The following is a 25,087-nucleotide window of genomic DNA, read 5'->3' on the forward strand; positions in this document are numbered from 1 at the left end:
AAAATCCTGGCCTAAAATTTAGCCGCTTCGCCAGCTTTAGGCAACGCTTTTTTAATAAACTCTCGAATATGATTATTAGAATTTTTTAAATCTTCTTTACGCAGGTACATCATGTGCCCGCTACGATAACCTTCCCAGCTCATTCTATCTTGCAATTTACCGGCTGCATCTAATTGCCACATGCTATACTTTGCATTAAAATAATCACAGGCACCATCGTAATAACCAGACTGAACCAATAAATGCAGATATGGATTTTGAGCCATGGCTTGTCTTAAATTATCGCCAGTATTATCTCCTGTTTTATCCCAGGGATAAACCGAACCGAACATGTTGTATTTCAAATCTGTTTTATAATTTAGCTCATTTCTGATGTACATATTAATTGCCGGAGTAAAAGAATGCAACCAGGAAGTAAGCTCTGCGTTGTAATCTGGTCCATCGCCGGCAGTCATTTTATCTACGCCTTTGTATCGCGAATCTAAACGGCCAACTGTAAATCCTTTATCTCTTAGAAGTTCTTTCCAGAAGAAATTTGTTGGTACATCAAGATTATAATCTAAAAATACTTTTTCTGAAATGCCCGAATAACGAGCCATTTTTGCAGCAATGGCTTTCTTTTTATCGGCACTTAACATTCCGCCTTGCGAAATAGCAGGAATAACTTCGTTAATGGTAAAACTCTCTACCTCTGGCAGCATTGCAGTTAAATCTTTCGATTGTAAATCTGATGGCAAAGCTTTATGATACCATGCAGTAGCTGCGAAATATGGCAAACGCAAAGCCGCATCAACCGGACCGCTACGCTCTATACCCAATTCTGTAGGCGAAACTAAAACAACACCGTTTAAATACATCCATTGGCTGTTTTGCAATTCTAAAGCTAAACCTGAAACACGAGTTGTTCCGTAACTTTCGCCAATTAAAAATTTAGGAGAAGCCCAACGATTATTTCTGGTAACGAAAGTATTAATCCATTCGGCCAGATATTTTATATCAGCACGGACACCAAAGAATTTATTTGTTGGAATATCTTTACTAACCGCTCTTGAATAACCTGTGTTTACCGGATCGATGTAAACAATATCGGCAACATCTAAAATAGAATATGGATTTTCTTTGTAACCGTAAGGCTGAACCGGATAACCTTCATCATCTATATTTAAAACAACCGGACCAGTATATGCAATATGCATCCAAACAGATGCAGAGCCAGGGCCACCATTAAACGAAATAACCAAAGGCCTTTTATCACGATTTTGGATATCGCTTCTTTCGTAATATGTGTAAAATAAACCAGCAATTGGTTTACCATCTTCATCCCAAACGGGTAAAGTGCCTGTTGTGGCTTTATAAGGAACTGATTTACCATCAATATTTACTGAATGGTTAGTAACTACAGCGCTTTCAACTTTAATAGCTCGTTCGCTACCTGTTGGCTTCGGTTCCTCTTTAATGGTTACCTGTGATGTGGTTGTGGTTTCTTTAGCTGGCGCTCTTCTAGACGCTTGCTGTGCATTTGCGAAAAAACCTGCAAGCATACAGGCAGAGAGTAAGAGTTTAAATTTCATTTAGTTTATGGTTTGGGATATAAATATCAAATTAAAGTGGCTCTAATCAAAAAAGCATTGAAAATGTTACCATAAAAAAACGACACTGCTTTACGCAATGTCGTTTCAAAATTTTGTTGTATTAAATATTATTTATCCCACCAAACTTTTCCAACCAACTTATCGCCGCCAGGAACCGCAGCCGAAGCAGCTTTATAGTTTGTCGCATTCGATACGCCTTCTCCTAAAGGATAAGGAAAACGGCGAGGAATTGAACCACCAGTATTTGTATTTGGATATACAATTGGTGTTAAAACAGGCAAGCCTGTTCTTCTCCAATTAGACCATGTTTCGTAGAAATCTAGCATAGTAATGGTGTGCGCCCAATATTGAGTAGAAATCATTTCTAAACCATTAGCTGCAACGTAAGGGTGTGCAGTTAAATAAGTTGCCGCATCGCTTGCATTTACCGCCATACTTGCATCGTATTGAGAAAGGAAAGTCATTGCTGATGTTACACCAGCATTGTAATGTGCTGCTGCCGAGCCACCAATATTAAAACGTTGTGCAGCTTCGGCCCACATTAATTCGCTTTCTGCGTAAGTTAAAATGAAAGTGTTTCCATCTCTTTTTAACATACCAGGATTTGGTGATGAATAATCAGTAAAATCTGTATAAGAAGCATCCTGACGAACATCTCTAACTGCAATACCACTTAAATCTTTCCCATTAGGCATACCTTTTTGAACAGATGCCGTGGTAATAAACGCCGAGTTTTGAACTTTCGTTGCATCTGTTAAATACAATTTTGTAACAGCCACTTTGCTTAAACGCGGATCATTATTTGTTTTTAAGTAGTTAATAAAAGTATTACTCCATCTAGTGTAGTAGTTTTCTTGCCCACCATCTCCTAGTAAAACCTGTGCGTTTCTATTTTGTGTTACACGACCACCGTTTGCATCGTGCTTAAAGAAAGCGTTGTCGCCATCGCTGGTCATTGTTTTACCAACAGCCTTTGTAATATAGGTTTGCGCCAAAGTAGCATCGGCCTTAGTTAAACGCATAGCCATCCGCAACATCAAACTATTACCAAAACGTTTCCATTTGGCAACATCACCTGCAAAAACTAGGTCGCCAATAACTACATCGCCAGAAGCATTTAATGCAGTCGAAGCTTCATCTACTTCTTTTAATAAATCTGTATAAATGGCCTGCTGAGTATCATATTTTGGATAGAGAATTGCAGAGTAATACCCCTTTCCTGCATCAGAATATGGAATATCTCCGTACAAATCTGTTAATCTTTCGAAAATTAAGGCTTTCCAGATTCTACCCATTTGATGAATATTGTTGTATTGTGCTTTACCTCTGGTAAATTCAACCAAATCAACGGCATATTTTACCTGGTCAGGATAAGCCTTTTCCCAATAAGCAGCAGTATAACCTTCGTTTAACATATACTTATCTCCGGCCCAATATCCTATTACAGATGATAATCCTTGCATCATAGTTGCAGAGTAAATTAAATTCCCTCTCCATGTTTCGTATGCAAAATCGGTACTACCTGTATAAGTTAGTTGTGCCGTAGATAAGAGATAATTTGGATTGTATTGATCCTGACTTACTGAAACAGGATCTGTATTTATTTTCTCAAAGTTTTTGGTACACCCAGATATTAGCACTATGCCAGATAATAAAAGTGGTACGTATAATTTTATGATCGTTTTCATTTTCAATTCGTTTAAAGGATTATAACTTAACACTTAAATTTAGACCGTAAGTACGTACTGGTGGAACACCACCCAACTCCATACCTGGTATTGTTGCATTATAACTCGATTCAGGGTCGATGTTATCCGTTTTCTTCATCAGGATAAATAAGTTACGACCAACGAAACTTACATTTAAGCCCTTAATTTTGTTGTTAAACATTTTAGCAGGGAAATTATAACCAAGTATAACTTGTCTGAATTTGATAAAACTTGCATCCTGAACAAACTGTTTTGAAACGTTATTGGCGTAAGTGCTGTAATAATTAGCAGCATTAATTCCTAAAGCATCTCTGTTTTCGAGCGTTGCCTGATGTAAGCCAAAAACATAGCCATAATAATCTGTTGCAGAGAAGATTTTACCACCCCATTTGCCATCGATTAAGAAAGATAGATTTACACCTTTATAACTGAATTCGTTGTTCCAGCCAGCTGCCCACTTATTATATGCGGAACCGTAAGCTTTTAATTCGCCTCTTTGTGGTGCGCCATTCGTATCCTTTACAATATTACCGCTTGCATCATACAAGAAATCATAAGCCATTACCTGTCCAATTGCCATTCCTTCTAAATTTTGTAAGAAACCTACGTTACTTCTAGAAGTTGCTAACAATTGCGAGGCTGTTCCTGGTGCAAGTGTAATTACTTTATTATCGTTATAAGAACCATTTATGCTTGATGTCCAGTTAAAATCATTAGTTTTTAAAACCACTCCAGAAACTAATGCTTCCAAGCCTTTATTTCTAAGTTTACCAATATTTAATACGGCACCACTATAGCCAGTTGTGGTTGATGTTGGCACCGGAAGAATCTCATCAGTAGATTTTTTATTATACCAAGTAAGGTCTAAACTCAATCTGTTATTAAAAAACTTCATTTCTGTACCAATTTCTAACTCGGTAGCTTTTGATGCACGAAGAGATGAATTTGGTATAGAAGGATTTACAATATTTCCAAGTGGACTACCATTAACGGTCTCACTTCTTAAGTTATAATAAAGTTGAGTTTGAAAAGGTATTGTAGCCTGACCAACCATTGCATAACCAGCTCTTAATTTACCAAAGCTTAAGAATGATGGTTTCCATAATTCAGAAAATACAAATGAACCACTAACAGAAGGATAAATTACATTAAGTTTATTATCTCGTCCGGGCGTAGCAAGTGTAGAGAACCAATCCGATCTGGCGCTTCCTGTTAAATATAAAACATCTTTATAAGCTAATTCTAAAGTTCCATAAACCGATTGAGTTTCCTGATCTTGCTTGTAAGCAGAAACCGATTTACCACCAGTATTTGCTAAAGTATATATTCCGAATAATTGAAATGAAGCTCCTCCATTTGTAACGGCTTCGCTTTTAGTACGGCGATAACTGGCACCTAAATTTGGTGTAATAGAGAAATCATCAATTTTAAAGGATTTACCAACTAAACCATCAATGTTTATATCAGAAAATTTACTGTTTTGCTCAGTATATCCACCATCGGCATCATAAGCAGTGCCAGATGGAGTTACAGCAATATAACTGTCGTTATAAGAATCTCTTCCGGCTCTGCCTTGTAAAAATAAACCATTGTCGAAAGTATATTTAGCACTAAAAGAACTTAACAACCTCTCCCTTTTGGTATCGTGAATAAAATCGTTAGCAGCGAACCATGGATTTGTTGCGTAAGGATTACCAGTATTATAAGACAACTCACTTCCATCTGGATTTTTACCTGGTTGTAGAGTTGCAATATTAACACTAGTAGGTAAAAATGCTGCATTATAATTTGCATTACCCGCTCCATCAGATAACATCGGTCTGTTTTTTGCCTGCTCTAAAATATAGTTAATTCGGGCATCAATAACCAGATTTTTAATTGGGTCGAAGGTCCCCGATAAGGTGAAGTTTTGCCTGTCTAAACCAGAGTTTGGCACGACAGAATTATTAGTTAAATCACTTGCCGATAAACGGATTACGCCACCAGTAAAGCTTTTATTAAGAGCGAGCGTATTTGTCCAGGTACCACCAGTTCTGTAAAAGTCTTCAATATTGTTTTCTTGTGCAGAATATGGTCTGCTTACGCCATCAAATTGAACGACATTGCTGCCATCTAATCTTGCGCCCCAGCTTGAACTTCCTGTTGAAGCAGCTGCAAGTTGTGTTGCTGGTTTTTGTCCATTTACACCCTGACCATAAACATATTGCCAGTTTGTTCTATCCATTACCTGCTCGGCAACGTAATTACTACTGAACTCTATACTATTACCTTTTCCACTTTTTGTAGTGATTAAAATTACACCAGCTTTGGCTCTATTTCCATACAAAGCAGATGCAGCAGCACCTTTAAGCACCGATATGCTTTCGATATCATCAGGATTTAGGTTGCTAATGGCATCGCCCAAATCTGGTGCATTATCGTATTGTCCTCCATTATTACCAATTCCAATTGTGCTACCAAAACCAACTGGTGCACTTTCCATAGGAATTCCATTTACAACGTATAAAGGTTGGCTTGATGAGCCTAGACTAGAAACACCGCGAATAGTAACATTTGACGCCGCTCCTGCTCCACCAGAAGTACCAGCAATATCTAAACCTGCAACTTTACCAACAAGGGAGTTGGTAATATTATTTTCACGAGCTTGCGTTAAGGTTTCGCCACCAATTTGAGTAACTGAATAACCCAAAGCTCTTCTTTCTTTTTTAATACCTAATGCGGTAACCACAACATCGGTAAGTTGCTTTGTATCTTCGGTTAATACAATATCTATAGCAGTTTGAGTACCTATCGAAACTTCTTTTGTTTGAAAACCAGCATATGATATTACTAAAGTGGCATTTTCTGGCGCATTTAAGGTAAATTTACCGTTAACATCTGTCGATGTTCCGATAGCCGTTCCTTTTACCCGAACAGTTGCTCCGGGTAGCGAGCCGCCTTGCGCATCTTTAACTGTTCCCGAAACTGGAACCTCCTTATTTCTGCTGATAACAATTAAGCCACCATCAGAAACAGAATACTTTAAGTTTGTTCGATTTAAAATTGTAGATAAAACATCGGTTACTAATGTATTAGAAACCGTTATGCTTACATCCTTATTAACCGGAACATAAGAAGAGCTGTAAACAAAATGGTAACTGCTTTGCTGCTCTATAATCTGTAATACCCTGGCTAGTTTTGTTTTCTTTACATCGAGTGAAATTTTTTCCTGGGAAAAAACCGATGCAGAAACATTAAGACAGGTAATGAAAACCATGATACAGGTTAGTTTCATTAGCATAATGAATTTTAAAAGCCTCCTGTATTTCGGATGCCCTTGCAGTAAGTAATAATAAATCATATTTTTGTTTTTTTGGTTGCATAATTATTTGGCAGCAATCTGTTTGCGCATAAACTGCCATTGATTAATCAAAGAAGAATTTTGGAAGGGCGGTGCGCCAACACCGTCCTTTTTTATCTACTTTGAGATGATTATTTGATTCCCTTTTATCTCATATTTAAAATTTTCTACTTTTTGTAAAGCCGACATAACCTGTTCTATACTTTCGTGGCTAAAAGTTGCCGTGAATCGATATTTTTCTATTTCAGGATCGGCAAATTTTATTTCTACATTGAACCACTTTTCCAAAACGCTTTGTATTTGATCGAAATCCTGATCGTAAATTTCAATTCGATTTTGAGTCCATGCTGTTTCTACAATCGTACTGTCTTTTATTAAAGTATAATGGTTAATTATAATTTCAGGACGGGTTGCTGCAGGTTTTAAAATCTTCTGTTTCTCTTTAACAACAACATTTTTATAAAATGTAACTTTTTGACTTGGTTTAAGGGTTATGGTGCCACCATTTCCATTTACAGCTTCCATTGTAATTAAACCCCGAATTAAAGTTGCTTCTGATGAAATTTCATCAGGATATGCCTTAACATTAAATGCAGTACCTAAAACATTGATATCAAATTCACTTGTATGAACCTTAAAGGGCTTGTCCTTATTGTGAACAACATCAAAATAAGCTTCTCCTTTTAAAACAACTTCGCGAGTGCTTTCGTTAAACGCTGCACCTATCGAAATAGAACTTTTTGCATTTAGAAGAACTGTAGAGCCATCAGAAAGTGTAATTTTTTTTCTTTCTCCACTTTTTGTTGTAAAAGTATGGGCTACCGCAATTTCAGCTTGTTCTTTTCTTGAGCTGTAGTTTCGGTACAGGAAACCAATGCTCGCAACTAATAAAATCGCCGCAGCAATTTTTAACCAATTATATTTTCTATAAATTCTGATATTTTTTCTTTCATCAGTATCCTGCTTTAGTATTTCAACCTGATTATTTAATGAACGTTTGTTACCACTTAAAATAAAATGTAATCTTTTTGCTTCGGCGATAACACCTGCTTGCTCTGGGTGAGCCGAAATATATTTCTCCCAATATCCAACACAGAGCTTATCAGTTCCTTCGCAAAATTGCTGAAAGGTACTATCAACAAGAAAGTCTTCTGCATTGAATTGACTTCTATCAATCATTATTATTTGGCTTTTATATATCAGTGCCTAAAAAGTTTACTTTTTCCTAAAGAAATTTTAACTTTTTTTTAACAGGACGAAATATATGCCTTACAGACTAATAGAGTGACAAAATTAATGTTGGATATTTAACTCTCTAGCCAACCATTTCGATCGAAGCCGAGAACCACGAAGTGCTCAGCGTACCTAAATCTTTTAAAGTAGTAAAAACTAGATCCAAAGATCCCTCCGTTGCGCTACGCTCCAGTCGAGATTACGAAAAACCATATATCGTCATACGAGAAAGCCAATTTTTTAAGGAATTATTATGCTCTTTTAAGCTTTAAGTTCCTTGCGAAGTACCTTTAAGGCATCATAAATAGTATTGTAAGCAGTTTTAATCGTTTGGCTAGTCTGCTCGGCAATTTGTTCATAACTCAAACCATCAAAAAATTTGAGATGAATAAGTTGTTTTTGTCTGAAAGTAAGTTTTTCCAGAGCATTTTTTAGTTGATATTTTACCAATTCATCACTTTGTACCTTAACAATAAACTCCTCATAACTCATTTCCATCCAATCGCCCTCAGCACCAGCATTAAAAAGTGCGTCGTTAACTTTTTTCTTGCGTTCTAAAATCCTCAAGAGTTTACGTTTGAGGAAAGTGCGGAGATAGGCTTCAACATTATCTACACGATTTAATGTCTCGTGTTTTTCCCAGATTGTGGTAAAAACCAAATCTGTAGCTTCGCTTGATATATCTGCATCAGCACAAACCCGAATACCAAAATTTACTAAAGGGTAATAAAGTTCTTTGTAAAGATCAAAAAAAGCATCCTTGTCCCCGGCACGTATTCGTTCCCATAGCAGGTGATGCATTAATTTGTTCTCCATATATTAGTTAGTTGTTAGGGTATTCTTAGCTAAAATAGATAAATTATAATGCAAAAAACCTTTGATAATCAGATTTCTTTTATAAACTCTAATCATCAAAGGCAAAAGCAGTATAAATTGATGTTACTTTAAAGCGACTTTGCTAAAAACATGATATTCTCCGGGTGCTAATGTTCCAGAATAGGTATTTGATGACAAATTTATTGAGCTACCAACTGCGTCCATCCAAACACCAGATGCACCAAAATCTATGTTAGCAGATTGATTGGCAACGTCGAAATTGCCAACAACTATAACAGTATTTGAACCTTCTACGAGTTTTATGTATTTAACTCCACCAGCTAAATTGTATGTAGAATTGTTTGAATTAAAAATACTGTTATTCTTCTTTAAGTTGATAAACTTAGCGTAAGCATCGTATAAAACTTTTCGATTTGGATCGCTGAAATATTCCCACTTAATGGGTTTTTCACCAGTTCTTCCGTTAAAATCGATATTTATATCGTAACCCAATTCTCCGAATTGCCATACCATTTTTGGCCCGGGAATACTGAAAAGAAAAGCGACAGCCATCTCTTGGCGTTTTAATGAGGTTGGCAAATTGCCTTTGATTAAATAACTTCCCGACATGTTTCCAAAAGAAATATTTTTGTAGTTCAAACGCTCTTCGTCATGACTTTCGCCATAGGTAATTAAACCATCAGCTCTGCTAAAGCCATGTTTAGCATAAAATCCCCATGAGAAATCAGAATTTGCTAACCAACCCATAGTGGCTTCGTTCATGTTATAATTTAGGTTATTCCACAGCATCATTCCTTCATCAGCTAAAACCTTTTCTTCTGATTCTTCGGCAAAATGCTCTAAAATCACATAAAAATTATTTGGATCGATGCTTTTGATATAACTATTATAATCTTTCCAAATCGCTACTCTACCTGCATCGTACTTTCTAAAAACGGCATCATCCGATGATGGTGTTTGGGTAAATCCTTTAGATAAATCGAAACGGAACCCATCAATTTTATATTGCTGCATCCAGAATTTCATTACATCTTTCGAAAACTTTTTTGTGGCTGCACTTTCGTGATTAAAATCGTAACCTACATTAAACGGATGTTTTGCATCAACATTAAACCAAGGGCTATTTGCAGTTGGTTTCGAACCATCAAAGTATAATTGTACCATTGGCGATTGCCCGAAAGAATGATTTAAAACCATATCCATAATTACAGCAATGCCCTTTCCATGGCACTCATCGATAAAATTCTGCAAAGCCGTTTTGGTTCCATAATATTTATCAGGAGCAAAATAAAATGATGGATTATAACCCCAGCTTAAATTTCCTTCAAACTCGTTTACAGGCATTAATTCAATTGCATTGATGCCTAAAGCAAGCAAATAATCGAGCTTTGCTAATGTAGAAGTATAATTATGTTCGGCAGTAAAGTCGCGGATAAGCAATTCATAAATCACCAAATTGTTTTTCTCCGGACGGGTAAAACCAGTGTTTTTCCAAGTATAAGTTGGTTGATTGGCCATCATTGTGCTTACAATACCTGTAGTTTTTCCGGCAGGATAAGCTTTTAAATTCGGATAGGTAATCGCAGAAATATAACTATCGTTTGCTGGATCAAGAATTTTCTCACAATAGGGGTCTGCAATTTTCAAAGTGCCATCAACTAAAAACTGATAAGCATATTCTGTGTTTGCGTCCAAATTATCAATTTGAACCCACCAGGTATTTGCGTCAGATGTTTTTTTCATTACCGATACTGTAGCTGACCAATTATTAAATTCTCCGATTAGCGAAACAGAACTTTTTCCGGGAGCATATAAGGTTACAATTGCCGATTTGCCATTATTGATAAATGCGACTCCATCTTTAGCACCAGCAGGTAATTCTGTTGATGGAGTTATTGGCGTTTCAATTCCACCATCTGTAGCTGCTTTTTTGCACGAGGAAGTAAAGGCTGCTACCAAAAGTAGCAGATAGAATATTTTTTTTTTCATTTGGTTAGGAATTTATTAACCGCTAAGAGGCTCAAAGGATTCGGCAAAGAAACGCTAAGCAAGTTTTCTTAGCGTTTCTTGCCATTTATCTTTGTAAACTTTGCTGTTAAGTTAATTTATACAGATCGGTTTTCTTCTATCCCAAGTTCGGTAGCTAAAACATTATTGATTTTCTTTGGCTCTCTAATGAAGAGATAACAAATTATAGCGGCTAAAATCATTAACCCACCACCCAACTGAACCGCTAATAATCTATCGTTATTTAATACGTTACGCATTAACCAACCGAAACCTAATGAGGCAATAATTTCTGGAAGGACAATAAAGAAATTGAAAATCCCCATATAGATGCCAATTTTATCTTTGGGCAAACAGCCGCTTAACATAGCGTAAGGCATCGATAGAATACTTGCCCAGGCAACACCTACACCTGTCATACATAGATAAAGCATATTTTTATCGTGTACCCAAGCCACACTAATTAAACCAATTGCGCCACAAAGCAAACAAATAGCATGTGTTGTTTTACGACCTAAAGCATCGGCTATTTTTGGCAAAACTAAAGCAAAAAGGAAAGTGATTACGCTATAATAAGCTAAAGTTAAACTTCCGAAATCGGCACCATGAGCATAAACCGGATCGGCGGCATCTTTGCCACCAAAAACATTTACAGCTACAGCTGTAGTATAATAAAACCACATTAAAAATAACCCTGGCCATGTAAAAAACTGAACCAATGAAACAATTTGCATACGCTTTGGCATATTCCTTAATGCATGAAAAATTTCACGGGCACCACCACCGAAACCTTTATTGCTCTCTCGTACTTTCTCTTTAAAATCTACATCCTGCGGTGGATACTCCTTAGTTGTAAGAACAGTCCACAACACAGCCACGAAGAAGAAAAATGCACCGATATAAAAAGAAAATTTTACGTTTTCGGGAATATTTCCTGGCGCTGCTGTATTATCCAAATGAAAAATATTATTCATTAACCAAGGTAACGATGAGGCCACACTTCCGCCTAAACCAATCATCATACTTTGCATAATGAAACCACGGTTAACCTGACTATCGGGCAATTTATCTGTAACAAAAGCACGGAAAGGTTCCATGGCAATATTACCAAAAACATCTAAAACCCATAATAATCCAGCGGCCATCCATAAAGCACTGCTATGCGGCATAAAAATTAATGCGATGCTGCTTACAATTGCACCAATCATGAAATAAGGTCTTCTTCTACCCCATTTTGGATGCCATGTTCTATCGCTCAAATAGCCAATAATTGGCTGAACCAAAAGCCCTGTTAGCGGAGCTGCCAAAAACAATAGCGGAACCTGATCTGGATTTGCACCAAGGTTTTCGTAAATACGACCCATGTTGGCACGTTGTAAGTCCCAGCCGAACTGGATTCCGAAAAACCCAACGCTCATATTAATAATCTGTACAAGCGTTAATTTTGGGTTCTCTAATATTGTTTTTAAGCTCATTCTATTTGGTTTTGATTAACCGCAAAGTTCGAAAAGAAAAATCCGCGAAGAAACGCAAAGCATGCTCTTCAATTTCTTTGCGTAAAAACTTAGCGTTCTTTGCGGTTAAAATTATTCATTTTTAAAATTCTATCACTTGCGCCGAAACTGGTTCAAGTTTTACCGGGATACTCGTTCCTGCGGGGATATTTAATTTCCTATCCGTTAACAAATCCGTAACCGGAGATGAAGATTTCACTTTAAGAATACTATCCGGAATTTCTATACTTGCCTCTAAAGTTTGGTTTCTATCGAAGTTTACCACAACTAAAAGTCGCTGTTTTCCTGAGTAACGAATGAAAGCATACATCCTGTTATTCATATTTCCAGTATGTGGCGCTTCGTAAGTATCACCGTGTAAAACAGCATCGCTCGTAGAAGTTACTTTTAATAACTGCTTGTAATAAGCTCTTAGTTTTAATTGATTTTCATCCAGTTGTTTTCCATCGAAAGCGCCATTATTCATCCATTTTTGATGATTCGGAACGCCCCAGTAATCGAATATTGTAGTGCGGTTATCATCACCGCCGAAACCTTCTTGTCCTTTGCCCGGTTCGCCGACTTCTTGCCCGAAATAAAGCATTACCGGACCAGAACCTAATGTTGCCGAAACCACCATCGCAGGCAATGCCAGTTCAGCTTTTCCTGCAAATCCAGCAGAAGCAATTCGTTCTTCATCATGGTTTTCTAAAAAGCGCAGCATACGATTGCCAAAACCAGCACTTTCTGATTGCCAAACATATTTAATAGATGCAACATCTGCATTCGGTTCATCTTTGATCAATCTTTTTAAGCCATCGTATAAACCAACTTTATCATATAGGTAATCGAATTTACCTTCATCTAAATATTGCTTATAAACCTTTGGATTATAAGCTTCGCCTAAGAAAATAATATCTGGATTTATGCTTTTAACCTGCGGAATAACCCAATTCCAGAACGCAATTGGCACCATTTCGGCCATATCGCAACGGAAACCATCCACATCCTTTTTTGCCCAATACACTAAAATATCACGCATTTTAGTCCACACAGGTGGAATAGGGTCGAAATGTTGTTGTTTGCCATTTTGATAATCTACGCCGTAGTTTAACTTAATGGTTTCGTACCAATCATCGCCTTTTGGTTGTGCCACAAATACATCGTTACCCGATGCTTTAGCTGGATTTTCATCAAAATGACCATCCTGCAAAGAAGAAATTGGCGTTTGTTGTGGCGCAAGCTGAGGAACTAAAAATTTTTGCCCTGGGATGTAATAAAAATCATTAGCAGGACTAAAACCTGCATTTACATCATCCTTTGCGCCGAAATCGATTACATTTTTAGGCTTCGCATAAGAATGATAACTTCTGGCTACGTGATTTGGAACAAAATCGATAATTACTTTTAAGTTTTTAGCATGAGTTCTTTTAACCAAAGCCTCAAACTCTTTCATCCTTCTGTTAACATCAACGGCTAAATCAGGATTTACATCATAATAATCGCGGATAGCATAAGGCGAACCAGCTCTACCTTTAACCACGTCTGCATCATCAACCTTTATTCCGTATTTAGAATAATCGGTTAAGCTGGCATGGGCAATGGCACCAGTGTACCAAACGTAGCTTACATGTAGTTCTTTAATGCCATCTAAGGCTTTATCCGTAATATCGTTAAATTTACCCGAACCATTTTGCTCAATGGTTCCGTAAGGTATATTTGTAGTGTTTTTATTTCCGAATAACCGGGGTAATAATTGGTAGATAACGATTTGTTTATCGTTCATACTTTTACTCTTTTTTTGTGCTAATGATGATGATGAAATACATAAAAAGAAAAGCACCGCTAAATAAGCTACTGCAATAAGATTGCTTCGTCGTTCCTTCTCGCCATAACAATTCACGAAGAAAATGTCGGTTTCTATTTTACTTTTTACATTTAAAATCATACCATTTCTTTAGTGTTAACTTTAATGTTGGCGTTACCTTTAAGTTGATAAACCTGATTTTTAATGGCAATTTCTAAATCGATATCATTGTTATTTTTAATATTGATACCATTTTCGGTAATATTTATTTTTAAAGTTGCGCCTCTAAAACCAATTGTAAATGAGAATGATTTCCATTGCGTTGGCAAAAACGGATTGAATAATAATTTACCATCTCGAACACGCATACCAGCAAAACCCTCTACCACACTCATCCAGGTTCCGGCCATCGAAGTGATATGCAAACCATCTTCAGTGTCGTTGTTATAATCATCCAAATCTAAACGGGCAGTACGTAAATAGAATTCGTAAGCGCGGGCTTCATCGTTTAATTTAGCCGCTAAAATACTGTGCACGCAAGGCGATAAAGAACTTTCGTGAACGGTACGTGGCTCATAAAAATCGAAGTTTCTTCTAATTGTTTCCAAATCATAATCTTCTTCGAAGAAATAGATTCCTTGTAAAACATCAGCCTGTTTTATGAAAGGCGAACGCAAAATTCTATCCCAACTCCATTTTTGATTTATGGGTCTATCAGATGCCGCTAAATCTTTAACCAGAATTTGTTCTTTATCTAAATAACCATCCTGTTGCAAAAAGATGCCTAACTTTTCATCTTGTGGGTAATACATTTTTTCGATAATATCTGCCCAATCGGCAAATTCTTTATCATCAAAATTTAAACTTTTTAATAAGCTTGTATATTTTTCTGGCTGTTGTTTTTTAACAATTCCGGCAGCTTCGGTTGCATATTTCATGCACCAGGTTGCCAGTAAATTGGTGTACCAGTTATTGTTGATGTTATTCTCGTACTCGTTGGGACCAGTAACACCGAGCATTACATATTGCTGCTTGTCGCCGCTCCAGTTTACACGTTGTTTCCAGAAACGAGCAATACCGATTAATACTTCTAAACCGAAATCGGATAGATAACTCTCATCACCTGTGTAACGGATGTAATTGAAAATAGCAAATGCGATGGCACCATTACGATGGATTTCTTCGAATGTAATTTCCCACTCGTTATGGCATTCTTCGCCATTCATAGTAACCATTGGATACAATGCAGCCCCATCTTTAAAACCTAATTTCGCCGCATTTTCTATAGCTTTGCCCAATTGTTTATGGCGATAAATCAATAAGTTTTTACTTACTTCTTGTGGCGCAGTTGCTAAGTAGAAAGGCACACAATACGCTTCGGTATCCCAATAAGTAGAACCTCCGTATTTTTCCCCTGTAAAACCTTTTGGACCGATATTCAGTCTGTCATCTTTACCAGTATAGGTTTGGAATAACTGAAAAATATTGAAACGAATTGCTTGTTGAGCAGAAACATCGCCTTCGATAACGATATCACTTTCTTCCCATTTTGTTGCCCAAGCCTTGGTTTGTTCTTTTAACAACGTATCAAAGCCTTTGGCAGTTGCTTTCGAGATCACCGATTTAGTTTCTTTTAAAAGGGATTCTTTTGGATAATTTTCTGAAGATAAATTTGCAGCGATTTTAACTAATGTAATTTCTTCGTTTGCTTTTACGTCTAAAGAAATGGCTTGTCCGACGAATTTCTCTTTACGAACTTCTTGTGGGTTTACTGATAATTTTTCTCCGTTTTTATAAACTTCGATGTTGCTTCCTGTGCAAACCTCAAACTCCGTTTTCTTGGTTCTTAATTTGATGTAAGCTCCGGTTCCTGTGATTTCATCAGAAACCATAGTCCAGAATTTTTCGTCGTAATTGCTATCTTGATTTTTAACATCACCATCAATAAAGGGCATTAACGTTAATTTACCATCAAAATCTACTGGCGTTATGCTGTAACGTATTGCCCCCACTTCATCATCAGCGATGCTGCAAAAACGAGTTGCTTTTACTTTTACAGTTTTGCCGTTCTTTAATTTCGCCGTGAAAGTACGTTCTAAAACACCAGCATGCATATTCAGTACGCGTTTGAAATCGCTTACTTCGGCTGTGGCTAAATCTAAAACCTCATCATCGATTTTCACTTCTATGCCTACCCAATTTGCAGCATTTAAAACTTTAGCAAAGTATTCAGGGTAGCCATTTTTCCACCAACCTACACGGGTTTTATCAGGATAATAAACACCGGCAACATAGTTACCAGGCAGAGTTTCGCCAGTATAAGTTTCTTCGAAGTTGGCACGCTGCCCCATTCGGCCGTTACCTAAGCTGAAAATACTTTCTGAAATTTTATTTAAATGTGGATCAAAGCCTTCTTCGATAATGTTCCACTCATCTGCTTTAATGTAATTCTTCATAATCTAGTATCGAGTAGTTAGTATCAGGTATTAAGACATGGAGCCTAAACCTTAAACCCTACACCTTTAACCTATAAACGCTCTAAATCTTTAACCGTTAATTTATCTAATCCACTTACCACAATATCTGCCTCGGTAAGTACACTTTTTTCGCCTATACCAATGGCTTTCATTCCCCCACGCTTTGCCGCTTCAACACCTGCGACTGCATCTTCAAAAACTACACATTCATCAGGCTGGAAACCCAAAAGCTCAGCACCTTTTAGAAATACCTCAGGGTCTGGTTTTGATTTGGTAACCATATTTCCATCTACAATTTCATCGAAGAAATGAGCGAGATTGGTACGCTCTAAAATGATTCCTGAATTTTTACTAGCAGACCCCAAAGCCAACTTATAACCCGCCTTGTGAATTTCGGTTAAAAAATCAACTGTTCCAGGTAAAACCTCAGCAGGTGTCATTTTTGTAATCATATCAACATACCAGCTATTTTTTAAGGTTGCCAGTTCTTCTTTTTCTGCATCTGTTTTCTCTACTTTACCCCAAGCCAATATTTTATTTAAGCTTTCTACCCGGCTTACGCCTTTCAATTGCTCATTTTGTTCTTCTGTAAAATCGAAGCCCATGGTATTAGCCAAACGTTTCCAAGCTTTATAGTGGTAAACTGCAGTATCGACCAAAACGCCATCCAAATCGAATAGGCAGGCTTTGATAGCTGATGTGAGATGTGAGATGTGAGCTGTATCTTGCATTTTTATAATTTTTGTTTCAGGTAGCGTATATCAAGTATAAAGATAAATCGCCCAATCTTTTTGCTTTAGTCTTTCAGGTTTCTAATTAATTTAATTCTAAAACTAAAGTTGTTTTAGCAGGAACTTTAATTTCTTTAAAGGATAAAGTTTCGTTACTAATTACATTTTTTGCTGCAGTAACTCCTTTCGTTCTTTCGGCAAACCTATCTGTACTTAAATTTTTCTCTTTTTCAGTATTATTTACAATCACCATTACTGTACCTTTTGCATTTTCATTGTAGCGAAAATATACGTAGATATCATCTTGCGGCACAAACTGCATTAGCTTTCCGGTTTGCAAAGCAGGACTATTTTTGCGGAAATTAGCTAAAGTTTTAACGAAACTGAATGCCTCATTTTCTTTATTTGTTCTGCCTTCGGCAGTAAACTTATCTTTTTTGTCTCCATCCCATCCTCCAGGGAAATCAGAACGTATTAAACCATCTGGATTAGAGAAATTTTTCATTAATATTTCTGTACCATAATACATTTGAGGAATACCACGCATAGTTAATAAAATAGACATGCCCATTTTATATTTATCGAAATCTTCACCAACCATTGAATAAAAGCGGCTCATATCGTGATTGTCTAAAAAGATGCAGTTTGTATTAGGATTTTTATAAAGGAAATCATGAGCCAGCGTTGCATAAACACGATTAATACCATCTACCCAGCCATTTTTACCATTAATGCCCTCATAAATTGCATCCTTTAAAGTCGCATCGATTATGCCTTGTAAATGCGTATCGAACCCACGATTTACTGTGTTACCTCCTGTAAAAAATGCCTGGTTCGCAACCGCAGTAACTAATGTTTCTCCAAAAACTGAAAGATGAGGGAATTCTGCTTGTAATTTTAAAGCCCAATCGGCCATGTAAACCGGGTCGTTATAACCGTAAGTATCTAAACGCAAACCATCAATTCCTGCATATTCTATCCACCAAATATGGTTTTGAGTTAAATAATTTTGAACAAAAGGATTTGTTTGATTTAAATCGGGCATTGATGGTACAAACCAACCATCGAGCATTTGCTTACGATCTGCTGCTGAAGCATGAATATCCATCACCGTTTGATCACGATAATTTGTTTGAGTGTATTTTGGCCATTGATTTAACCAGTTTTTCATTGGCAAATCTTTATAAAACCAATGGTTTGTACCAATATGATTATGAACGATATCTTTAATCACTTTCATGCCTTTTGCATGAAGAGTTTCTACATATTTTTTATAAATTTCGTTTGTGCCGTAACGGGGGTCGATTTTATAGTGGTCTGTTGCTGCATAGCCATGATAAGATGCCTGTGGCATATCGTTTTCGATTTCGGGAGTCATCCAAACGGTCGTTACACCTAAATCCTTAAGGTAGTCTAAGTGATTGATTACGCCCTGAATATCACCGCCATGACGATAGTACATACTATCGCGGTTTAATGCAGTTTCTGTTAAGCCCTTAACAACATCGTTAGATTTATCGCCGTTAGAAAAGCGATCTGGCATTAATAAATAAATAAAATCCTTTTGCGTTACACCTTGAATTCTATCTGCACTTTTATCGCGATTTTTTAATTCGTAGGTATAAGAGAATATCTTTTTGCCATTGGCAGAAAAGTTTATAGGGAATTTACCTGCTTTTGCAGATGGAGCAAGCTCCAAATCGACAAACAGGTAATTAGGATTTTCGACTTTATTAACTTTAACAAGCTTAACACCTGGATAAGTTAGTGAGATTGTACTTGCGGCAATATTATCGCCATGTACAAGTAATTGTAATTTGGGATTTTTCATCCTAGCGAACCAAAACATGGGTTCTATACGCTCAAGTTTTTGAGCGAAAAGATTAATACTTGATGAAAGTATTAGAAAGGTAAAAAGGATTGTTTTTATTCCGGCGAAATGCGAACAACGAATCTTAGCATTAATTTGTAGAGGAGAAATTGAAATATGTGTTCTAATCATGCTGAAACTTTAGGAATATTAAAAACCCTGTAGAAAGTATAATCTCCACAGGGCTTTTAGTTAAATTATTATTGTTTTACTGCTGTAAAGCTTCCGGTTTTACCATCAGCATTAAGCGTTAAAGTTAATTTGTAAGTTCCGGCTGAAGCAATGACAACATTGTTAGCACCATCGCCAATACTGGTTCCCCAATCGTGGTTTAATCTAAATTTAAGTTCACCCGCAGTTAATGGAGTTGTAATTGTCCAGGTATTTTTACCATCATTAATGAATTTCATATCCGTATCTACAGACCAGTTACTACCTGGTACCGCATTACCAATAATCGACCATACCAATGGTGTTAAAGTAAATGTGTTTGCATTTAAATCTACGACCAATTGTTTTGCTCCTGCTGTTACAGAATTTATATCTGCACCAGTAGTGCTGATTTTACCATTTCCACCGTCGCCATAAGAAACATTCCAGTTTTTAGCAGGGGCAATTTTAAATTTATCACCATCGAAAGCAATAATACCAGTGTAAACACCATTTCCTGTAGCAGAAATTAAACTATCGGCAGTTGCCGGATTCCAGCCCTGGTAATTTCCAGGAACGTAAATCCACGCCGTTAATGGGAATGGTCTTGCGCTAATGCTAACTACATTGCTATAAACAGGAGAGGTAGCCGTAGATATCGACGATTTTATTCTGATTTCTACATCCGTATTTGAAGTCGTTGGAATACCTAATGATAGCAGAAGATTGTTAAAATCTAAGCCATTGTATGCTTTGGTAGCTGCCTTAGCATCTAAAATTGTCTCTTTTGGCGTTGCGAAGTTGGTTCCTTTAACTGCCATTTGCAAAACGTTAGAAACGGCTGCCTGATATCCAAAGTTGGCATCAGTTAAAGTAAAAGTAACAACGGTTGATGTTAATTTCGATTTATCCAAAACAACAGAAGTTGCCGATGTTTGTAGTGCGCCTCCAGTGCCAGATGTTGCAATTGCTTTAGTTTCATCTTTTTTACACGACCATAGTGATAAAGCAATTAAGCTTAATGCCATGGATTTTAAGAAAATTGATTTCATATCTTATAAAATATTAAGATTAATAACCTGTGTTTTGAACCAAATTTGGATTTGCAATTAAATCTGCTGTTGGTAATGGATATAAGTTACGGAATGCAGGAAGACCTGTGCCCGCTTTAACACCACCTTTAAATGGCCATAAATAACTTGCGTCTGTATATTTACCATAACGTACCAAATCTGTACGGCGGTGACCTTCCCAATACAACTCACGACCACGTTCGTCTAAGAAAAAATCTGTTGTAAGTGTAGTTACATTACCTGATGCATTTCCGTAAGCACGTGTACGTAAAGCATTTACATAAGTTAAAGCCTGAGCTATCGAACCACCGTTACCACCTCGCAATACGGCTTCACCATAAATTAAATACTGCTCAGCCAAACGGAAAATTGGAAAATCTAATGAACTAAATGTTCCATTTAAAGATGGTGGTGTTGCTCCAGTTATGGTAACATTTTTAAATTTAGTTACCCGTAAGCCATCGGTAAATACGCCGACTTCGTCAACTGCTGCTTTAGTACCAAAGAAAACACCACGTTTATCTAAAGTTCCATTTGCATCAGGGAATAAAGCAGGTAAATTAGCACGGGTTCTGTTACCACCCCAACCACCATTCGGCACACCATAAGATGATGGATTCATATCGCCATTAATAGCTGCATTAATCAAGAAAGTTGTGCCGCCATAGTTTGTGCCGTTTACACCATCGTAATTAATGCTTAAAATGGTTTCAGGGTTGTTAATGTTATTGTCTGCCTTAAACAAATCCATATAATTTGCTTTTAACTGATAACCAGCGTTGATTACTTTGGTAGAATAAGTAATAGCCTCGGTATATTTTGCTGTTCCTAAATAAACCTGAGCATTTAAGTATAACCTAGCTAACAATGCCCAATCTGCACCTTTATCAGCACGACCATACTCATTTGTACGAGGTTCTGCTAAATCAGGTTCTATTGCTTTCAATTCTGATTCGATGTACGCGAATAAGGCCGTTCTTTTAATTTGTTGAGGGGCAACTTTACCGATAACATCGTTTTCTGTTACAAATGGCGGGTTGCCGAAAGCATCAATTAATACCCAATACTGATAGGCACGTAAAAAACGAGCTTCAGCACGATAGCGTTGAATGTTTGTTGCATCTGTGCCAGTAATGCCACGCTCTGCTAATTTTTCTGGTGTGCTTTCGCGAAGAAACTCATTAACGAATGTTATTTGTAGAATACTTCTTGAGTATAAACCTCTTAAAAATTGATTATCAACACTTGGTGTAGAATAATCTAATTCTGGAATACCAGTATCGCCCCAGGCACAAATTGCTTCATCAGTAGTTAATTCCTGAGATGTCCAGAATAACCTTAAAAAATCTGCGAAACCTGAGTTCAATCCGCCGACATCACTTACATCAGAACCTCCGGGGCTCGTTAATGAATAGGTTGCGTATAATTTAACTAAACTGTTTTTATAACCTGCAGGTGTAGCATACACTATTGGTGCAGTAACATCATTAGTTGGTGTTAAATTTAAATCGCTTTTTTTGCATGAATTTAATGACACCAGTAAAACAGCTGATGCCAAAATTATTTTAAATGAATTTTTCATTTTTATATATTTTTAAAACCCAACATTTAAACCTAAAGTGAATGTTCTTGGTCTTGGATAAAAGTTATAATCAATACCAGAGATTAATTCAGGGTCAACGCCTTTAAAATTAGATACGACAAATACATTCTGGCAGTTTGCAGAAATGCGCATTGTTGTATTACCATTTTTAGAAAGTTTACCAACATTATAAGCCAAACCCACATTATCCATTTTTAGGAATGAAGCATTTTTGATATAATAATCGCTTAAAAACTGATTGCTCTGGAAACCTGTGTTGTAAATATCTCGGCTAGAATTATTTAAAATACCTTGCGTACTCAACACGTTATTTTTAATACCGAAGTTAGAAGAAACGTTATCGTAAACATAATTACCAATATTAGCTCTTAAAACCGTACTTGCAGTCCATTTTTTGTAAGTGAATGAAGTATTAAAACCAAATGTAAAGTTCGGATCTGGAGATTTATAAAAATACTGATCGTTAGTGTTGATAATACCATCGCCGTTCAAATCTGCATAAACACCTTCAATTGGAGCACCACTTGCGTTGTAAACTTGTTTGTAAACAAAATATGCACCAGGTACTTGGTTCACCGCATTATATTTAAGTGTTACACCAGTACCCCCAGTAATATCACCTGCACTTACTTTCGAACCCGGATCTGGATTTAAAGTTAAGTTGGTAATTTTTCTTTGGTTGTAAGCCATGTTAAATCCAAAATCCCAGGTTACATTTTCTTTTTGTATCGCTACAAAATTCAAACTTGCCTCAATACCTTTAACTTCCATATTACCAACATTTGTGGTTAACAGGTTGCTAAAGTTAGTACCTACTGGAATATTAATTGTGCTTAATAAATCTTTGGTTTTCTTAAAGTAAGCATCAACACTTCCGTATAATCTGCCTTTCATAAAACCATAATCTAAACCTGCATTATAGGTCGTGGTTGTTTCCCATTTCAAATCAGGGTCATAACCCGCCGGGCTGTAGTAGTTGTAAAATGTATTACCTACCTGGTACTGACCATTATTGCTGTTGGCATAGTATTTAGATAGGTAATCATAGTTTCCGATACCATCTTTATTACCTGTTTCACCGTAACTTAATCTCAATTTTAAGTCAGACACTACTTTACTATCTTTCAAAAAATCCTCGCCAATAATTCTCCAGGTAAAACCTGCAGATGGGAAGTAACCCCAACGATTCTCTTCAGCAAATTTAGATGAAGCATCAGCACGCATGGTTCCTTGTAAAATGTATTTTTCATCGAAAGTATAAGTGAACCTTCCATAGTATGAAAGCAATTTATTTTGCTCAACAGAGAATGGAAATACAGGAGTAGTTAATAACTCGCCAGTACCTTTATACGTGTTGTAGTTGAAATTGGTTTGTGCAATATCGTAGTATCCATAACCAGCAGTTACATCAAACCTACTTTTAATGCTTTCAAAGTTTTTGGCGTAGTTTAAATAAAACTCAGAGAATGTATTTTTCTCAATATTTTTTCTGCTTGAGTAAGATCCGTTTGTTGAAGCACTTTGTGCTGCAAAAGTAGGAACACTTGTAGAACCGTAACCCTTAGATACATCGTAACCTAAATTTAGGTTCGCATGTAGTTCTGGTAAAAAATGGAAAGAATAATCGAATCTAGCGTTACCAAAACTTCTTGCTGCATTTCCTTGGTTATCTTGTAATTCAATCAAGGCCACAGGATTGCGGGGTGCATTTGGATTTGGAACAGCTCCATTTATCCATTCGAAATAACCGCCGAATTGGTTAGGAGCATAAACTGGTTTTGTAGGGTCAAATTGAACAGCATTTTGTATTGCATTATCATTTGGATATTGCGACTCTGTTAATGAGCCTTTTAAGTTTAAATCAATTTTTAAATGATCGGTAAATAATCTTGGTGATAAAGTAATTGCACCAGTTGCTCTTTTTAAATCACTTCTGATAACTACACCTTGTTGATCTAAATACCCACCCGAAACACGATACGGAACACCCTTGAATGAACCTGAAATGCTTAAGTTATTATCAGTTGTAAAGGCAGTACGATAAATTTCATCTTGCCAATCTGTATTTGCAGTACCCAATAAAGCCTTTTGAGCAGCATTACCATTTGCATTTACATAAGCACGAACTTCATCAGCAGATAACATATCTACTTTTTTAGCAACGGTACCAATAGAGTTGTTTGTACTAAAATTAATCACCGGAGCACCAGAACCACCTTTTTTAGTTGTAATCAATATTACACCATTCGATGCTCTTGAACCATAAATTGCAGTTGCATTTGCATCTTTTAAAACGGTAAAAGTTTCAATGTCATTCGGGTTAATTAATGATAATGGACTTGGTGCATTACCAATACTATTACCACTAAAAGGAACACCATCTACCACAATTAAAGGATCGTTACTCGCATTTAGGGAAGCACCTCCACGAATACGGATTGTACTACCTCCACCAGGTGCACCACCACCAGAAGTGATGTTTACCCCTGCAACTTTACCTTGAATTAATTGCTCTGGCGTAGTAATCGTACCTTTTTGGAAGTCTTTCGAACTTACCGTTGTAATTGAACCGGTTAAGTTCTTCTTTTCTGCAGTACCGTAACCGATAACAACAACTTCATTTAATTTTTGTGCATCTGGAACTAATTTAAAATCGGCGGTTGCATTTGCGGTAACATTTACAGCTTTATCTAAGGTTTGATAACCGATAAAACTTGCTGATAATGTTAGGGAACCATTTGTTAAACCTGCCAGTTTAAATTTACCATTTGCATCTGTTGATGTAGACCTGGTTGTTCCTTTTACTAAAATGGATGCACCAGGTAATGGTTGGCCGGTTTCATCAAGCACTGTTCCGGATACAGATCCGGTTTGTGCTTTTACGATTAATGCTGAAAAAACTAACAGCACCAAAAGCCCCTGTTTTAACAGGTAAAATACTTTCATATTCGAAGCTCGTTTAAGTATAAAAATTTGGTTAAATATTATAGTGATTTACACACAGGTCTAATTTACAGCAGGAAATTAGAATTCAAAATTTATTTAAAAAATATATTTTCAGCCTTATTTTGTGAGCTGTTTTAATTGAAGAAAATGTAATTTTTAATAAATTTATTTTTACAATTAATCAACTTTAAAAATCACAATAAACTGTAATTCAACATT

General features: G+C 36.6%; 14 protein-coding genes. All 14 read right to left on the bottom strand.

The genetic code is table 11. The features are described from left to right. Nucleotides 1–11 precede the first annotated feature (11 nt). Complete coding sequence (locus ACFOUY_RS20250) at nt 12–1,571, bottom strand: S10 family peptidase (RefSeq protein ID WP_378963103.1); 1,560 nt, start codon at nt 1,569–1,571, stop codon at nt 12–14. 128 nt (nt 1,572–1,699) lie between these two features. Continuing rightward, a complete protein-coding gene (locus ACFOUY_RS20255) occupies nt 1,700–3,280 on the bottom strand; it encodes a SusD/RagB family nutrient-binding outer membrane lipoprotein (protein WP_378963104.1) in 1,581 nt (526 codons plus the stop codon). A gap of 19 nt (nt 3,281–3,299) precedes the next feature. Beyond that, entirely contained in the window at nt 3,300–6,575 is a 3,276-nt protein-coding gene (locus tag ACFOUY_RS20260; RefSeq protein ID WP_378963105.1) for a SusC/RagA family TonB-linked outer membrane protein, read from the bottom strand. A 183-nt stretch (nt 6,576–6,758) separates the two neighbouring features. Then, the gene (locus tag ACFOUY_RS20265; RefSeq protein ID WP_378963106.1) at nt 6,759–7,820 is read right to left on the bottom strand and encodes a FecR family protein; all 1,062 of its coding nucleotides are present in this window, start codon (nt 7,818–7,820) and stop codon (nt 6,759–6,761) included. A gap of 315 nt (nt 7,821–8,135) precedes the next feature. Continuing rightward, nucleotides 8,136–8,690: an RNA polymerase sigma factor gene (locus ACFOUY_RS20270; RefSeq protein ID WP_378963107.1), complete on the bottom strand. Its 555-nt coding sequence runs from the start codon at nt 8,688–8,690 to the stop codon at nt 8,136–8,138. 123 nt (nt 8,691–8,813) lie between these two features. Then, the gene (locus ACFOUY_RS20275; protein ID WP_378963109.1) at nt 8,814–10,700 is read right to left on the bottom strand and encodes an alpha-amylase family glycosyl hydrolase; all 1,887 of its coding nucleotides are present in this window, start codon (nt 10,698–10,700) and stop codon (nt 8,814–8,816) included. A gap of 116 nt (nt 10,701–10,816) precedes the next feature. Continuing rightward, nucleotides 10,817–12,193, bottom strand: a complete 1,377-nt coding sequence (locus ACFOUY_RS20280) for an MFS transporter (RefSeq protein WP_378963111.1) — start codon at nt 12,191–12,193, stop codon at nt 10,817–10,819. A gap of 121 nt (nt 12,194–12,314) precedes the next feature. Further along, the gene (locus ACFOUY_RS20285) at nt 12,315–14,159 is read right to left on the bottom strand and encodes an alpha-amylase family protein (protein WP_378963112.1); all 1,845 of its coding nucleotides are present in this window, start codon (nt 14,157–14,159) and stop codon (nt 12,315–12,317) included. Beyond that, the gene (locus ACFOUY_RS20290; RefSeq protein WP_378963113.1) at nt 14,156–16,474 is read right to left on the bottom strand and encodes a glycoside hydrolase family 65 protein; all 2,319 of its coding nucleotides are present in this window, start codon (nt 16,472–16,474) and stop codon (nt 14,156–14,158) included. The genes ACFOUY_RS20285 and ACFOUY_RS20290 overlap by 4 nt, the downstream gene beginning before the upstream one ends. Before the next feature lie 71 nt (nt 16,475–16,545). Next, the gene (gene pgmB, locus ACFOUY_RS20295; RefSeq protein WP_378963114.1) at nt 16,546–17,226 is read right to left on the bottom strand and encodes a beta-phosphoglucomutase; all 681 of its coding nucleotides are present in this window, start codon (nt 17,224–17,226) and stop codon (nt 16,546–16,548) included. A gap of 85 nt (nt 17,227–17,311) precedes the next feature. Beyond that, a complete protein-coding gene (locus ACFOUY_RS20300; protein ID WP_378963115.1) occupies nt 17,312–19,228 on the bottom strand; it encodes a glycoside hydrolase family 13 protein in 1,917 nt (638 codons plus the stop codon). A 68-nt stretch (nt 19,229–19,296) separates the two neighbouring features. After that, nucleotides 19,297–20,274, bottom strand: coding sequence for a SusE domain-containing protein (locus ACFOUY_RS20305; protein ID WP_378963116.1), 978 nt, complete (start codon nt 20,272–20,274; stop codon nt 19,297–19,299). 43 nt (nt 20,275–20,317) lie between these two features. Then, nucleotides 20,318–21,901: a RagB/SusD family nutrient uptake outer membrane protein gene (locus tag ACFOUY_RS20310; protein WP_378963117.1), complete on the bottom strand. Its 1,584-nt coding sequence runs from the start codon at nt 21,899–21,901 to the stop codon at nt 20,318–20,320. 12 nt (nt 21,902–21,913) lie between these two features. Further along, on the bottom strand, nt 21,914–24,868 hold the full coding sequence (locus ACFOUY_RS20315; RefSeq protein ID WP_378963118.1) for a SusC/RagA family TonB-linked outer membrane protein: 2,955 nt from the start codon (nt 24,866–24,868) through the stop codon (nt 21,914–21,916). Nucleotides 24,869–25,087: the final 219 nt, after the last annotated feature.

The sequence above is a fragment of the Pedobacter jamesrossensis genome, from assembly GCF_042650905.1.
GTDB classification, from domain to species: domain Bacteria; phylum Bacteroidota; class Bacteroidia; order Sphingobacteriales; family Sphingobacteriaceae; genus Pedobacter; species Pedobacter jamesrossensis.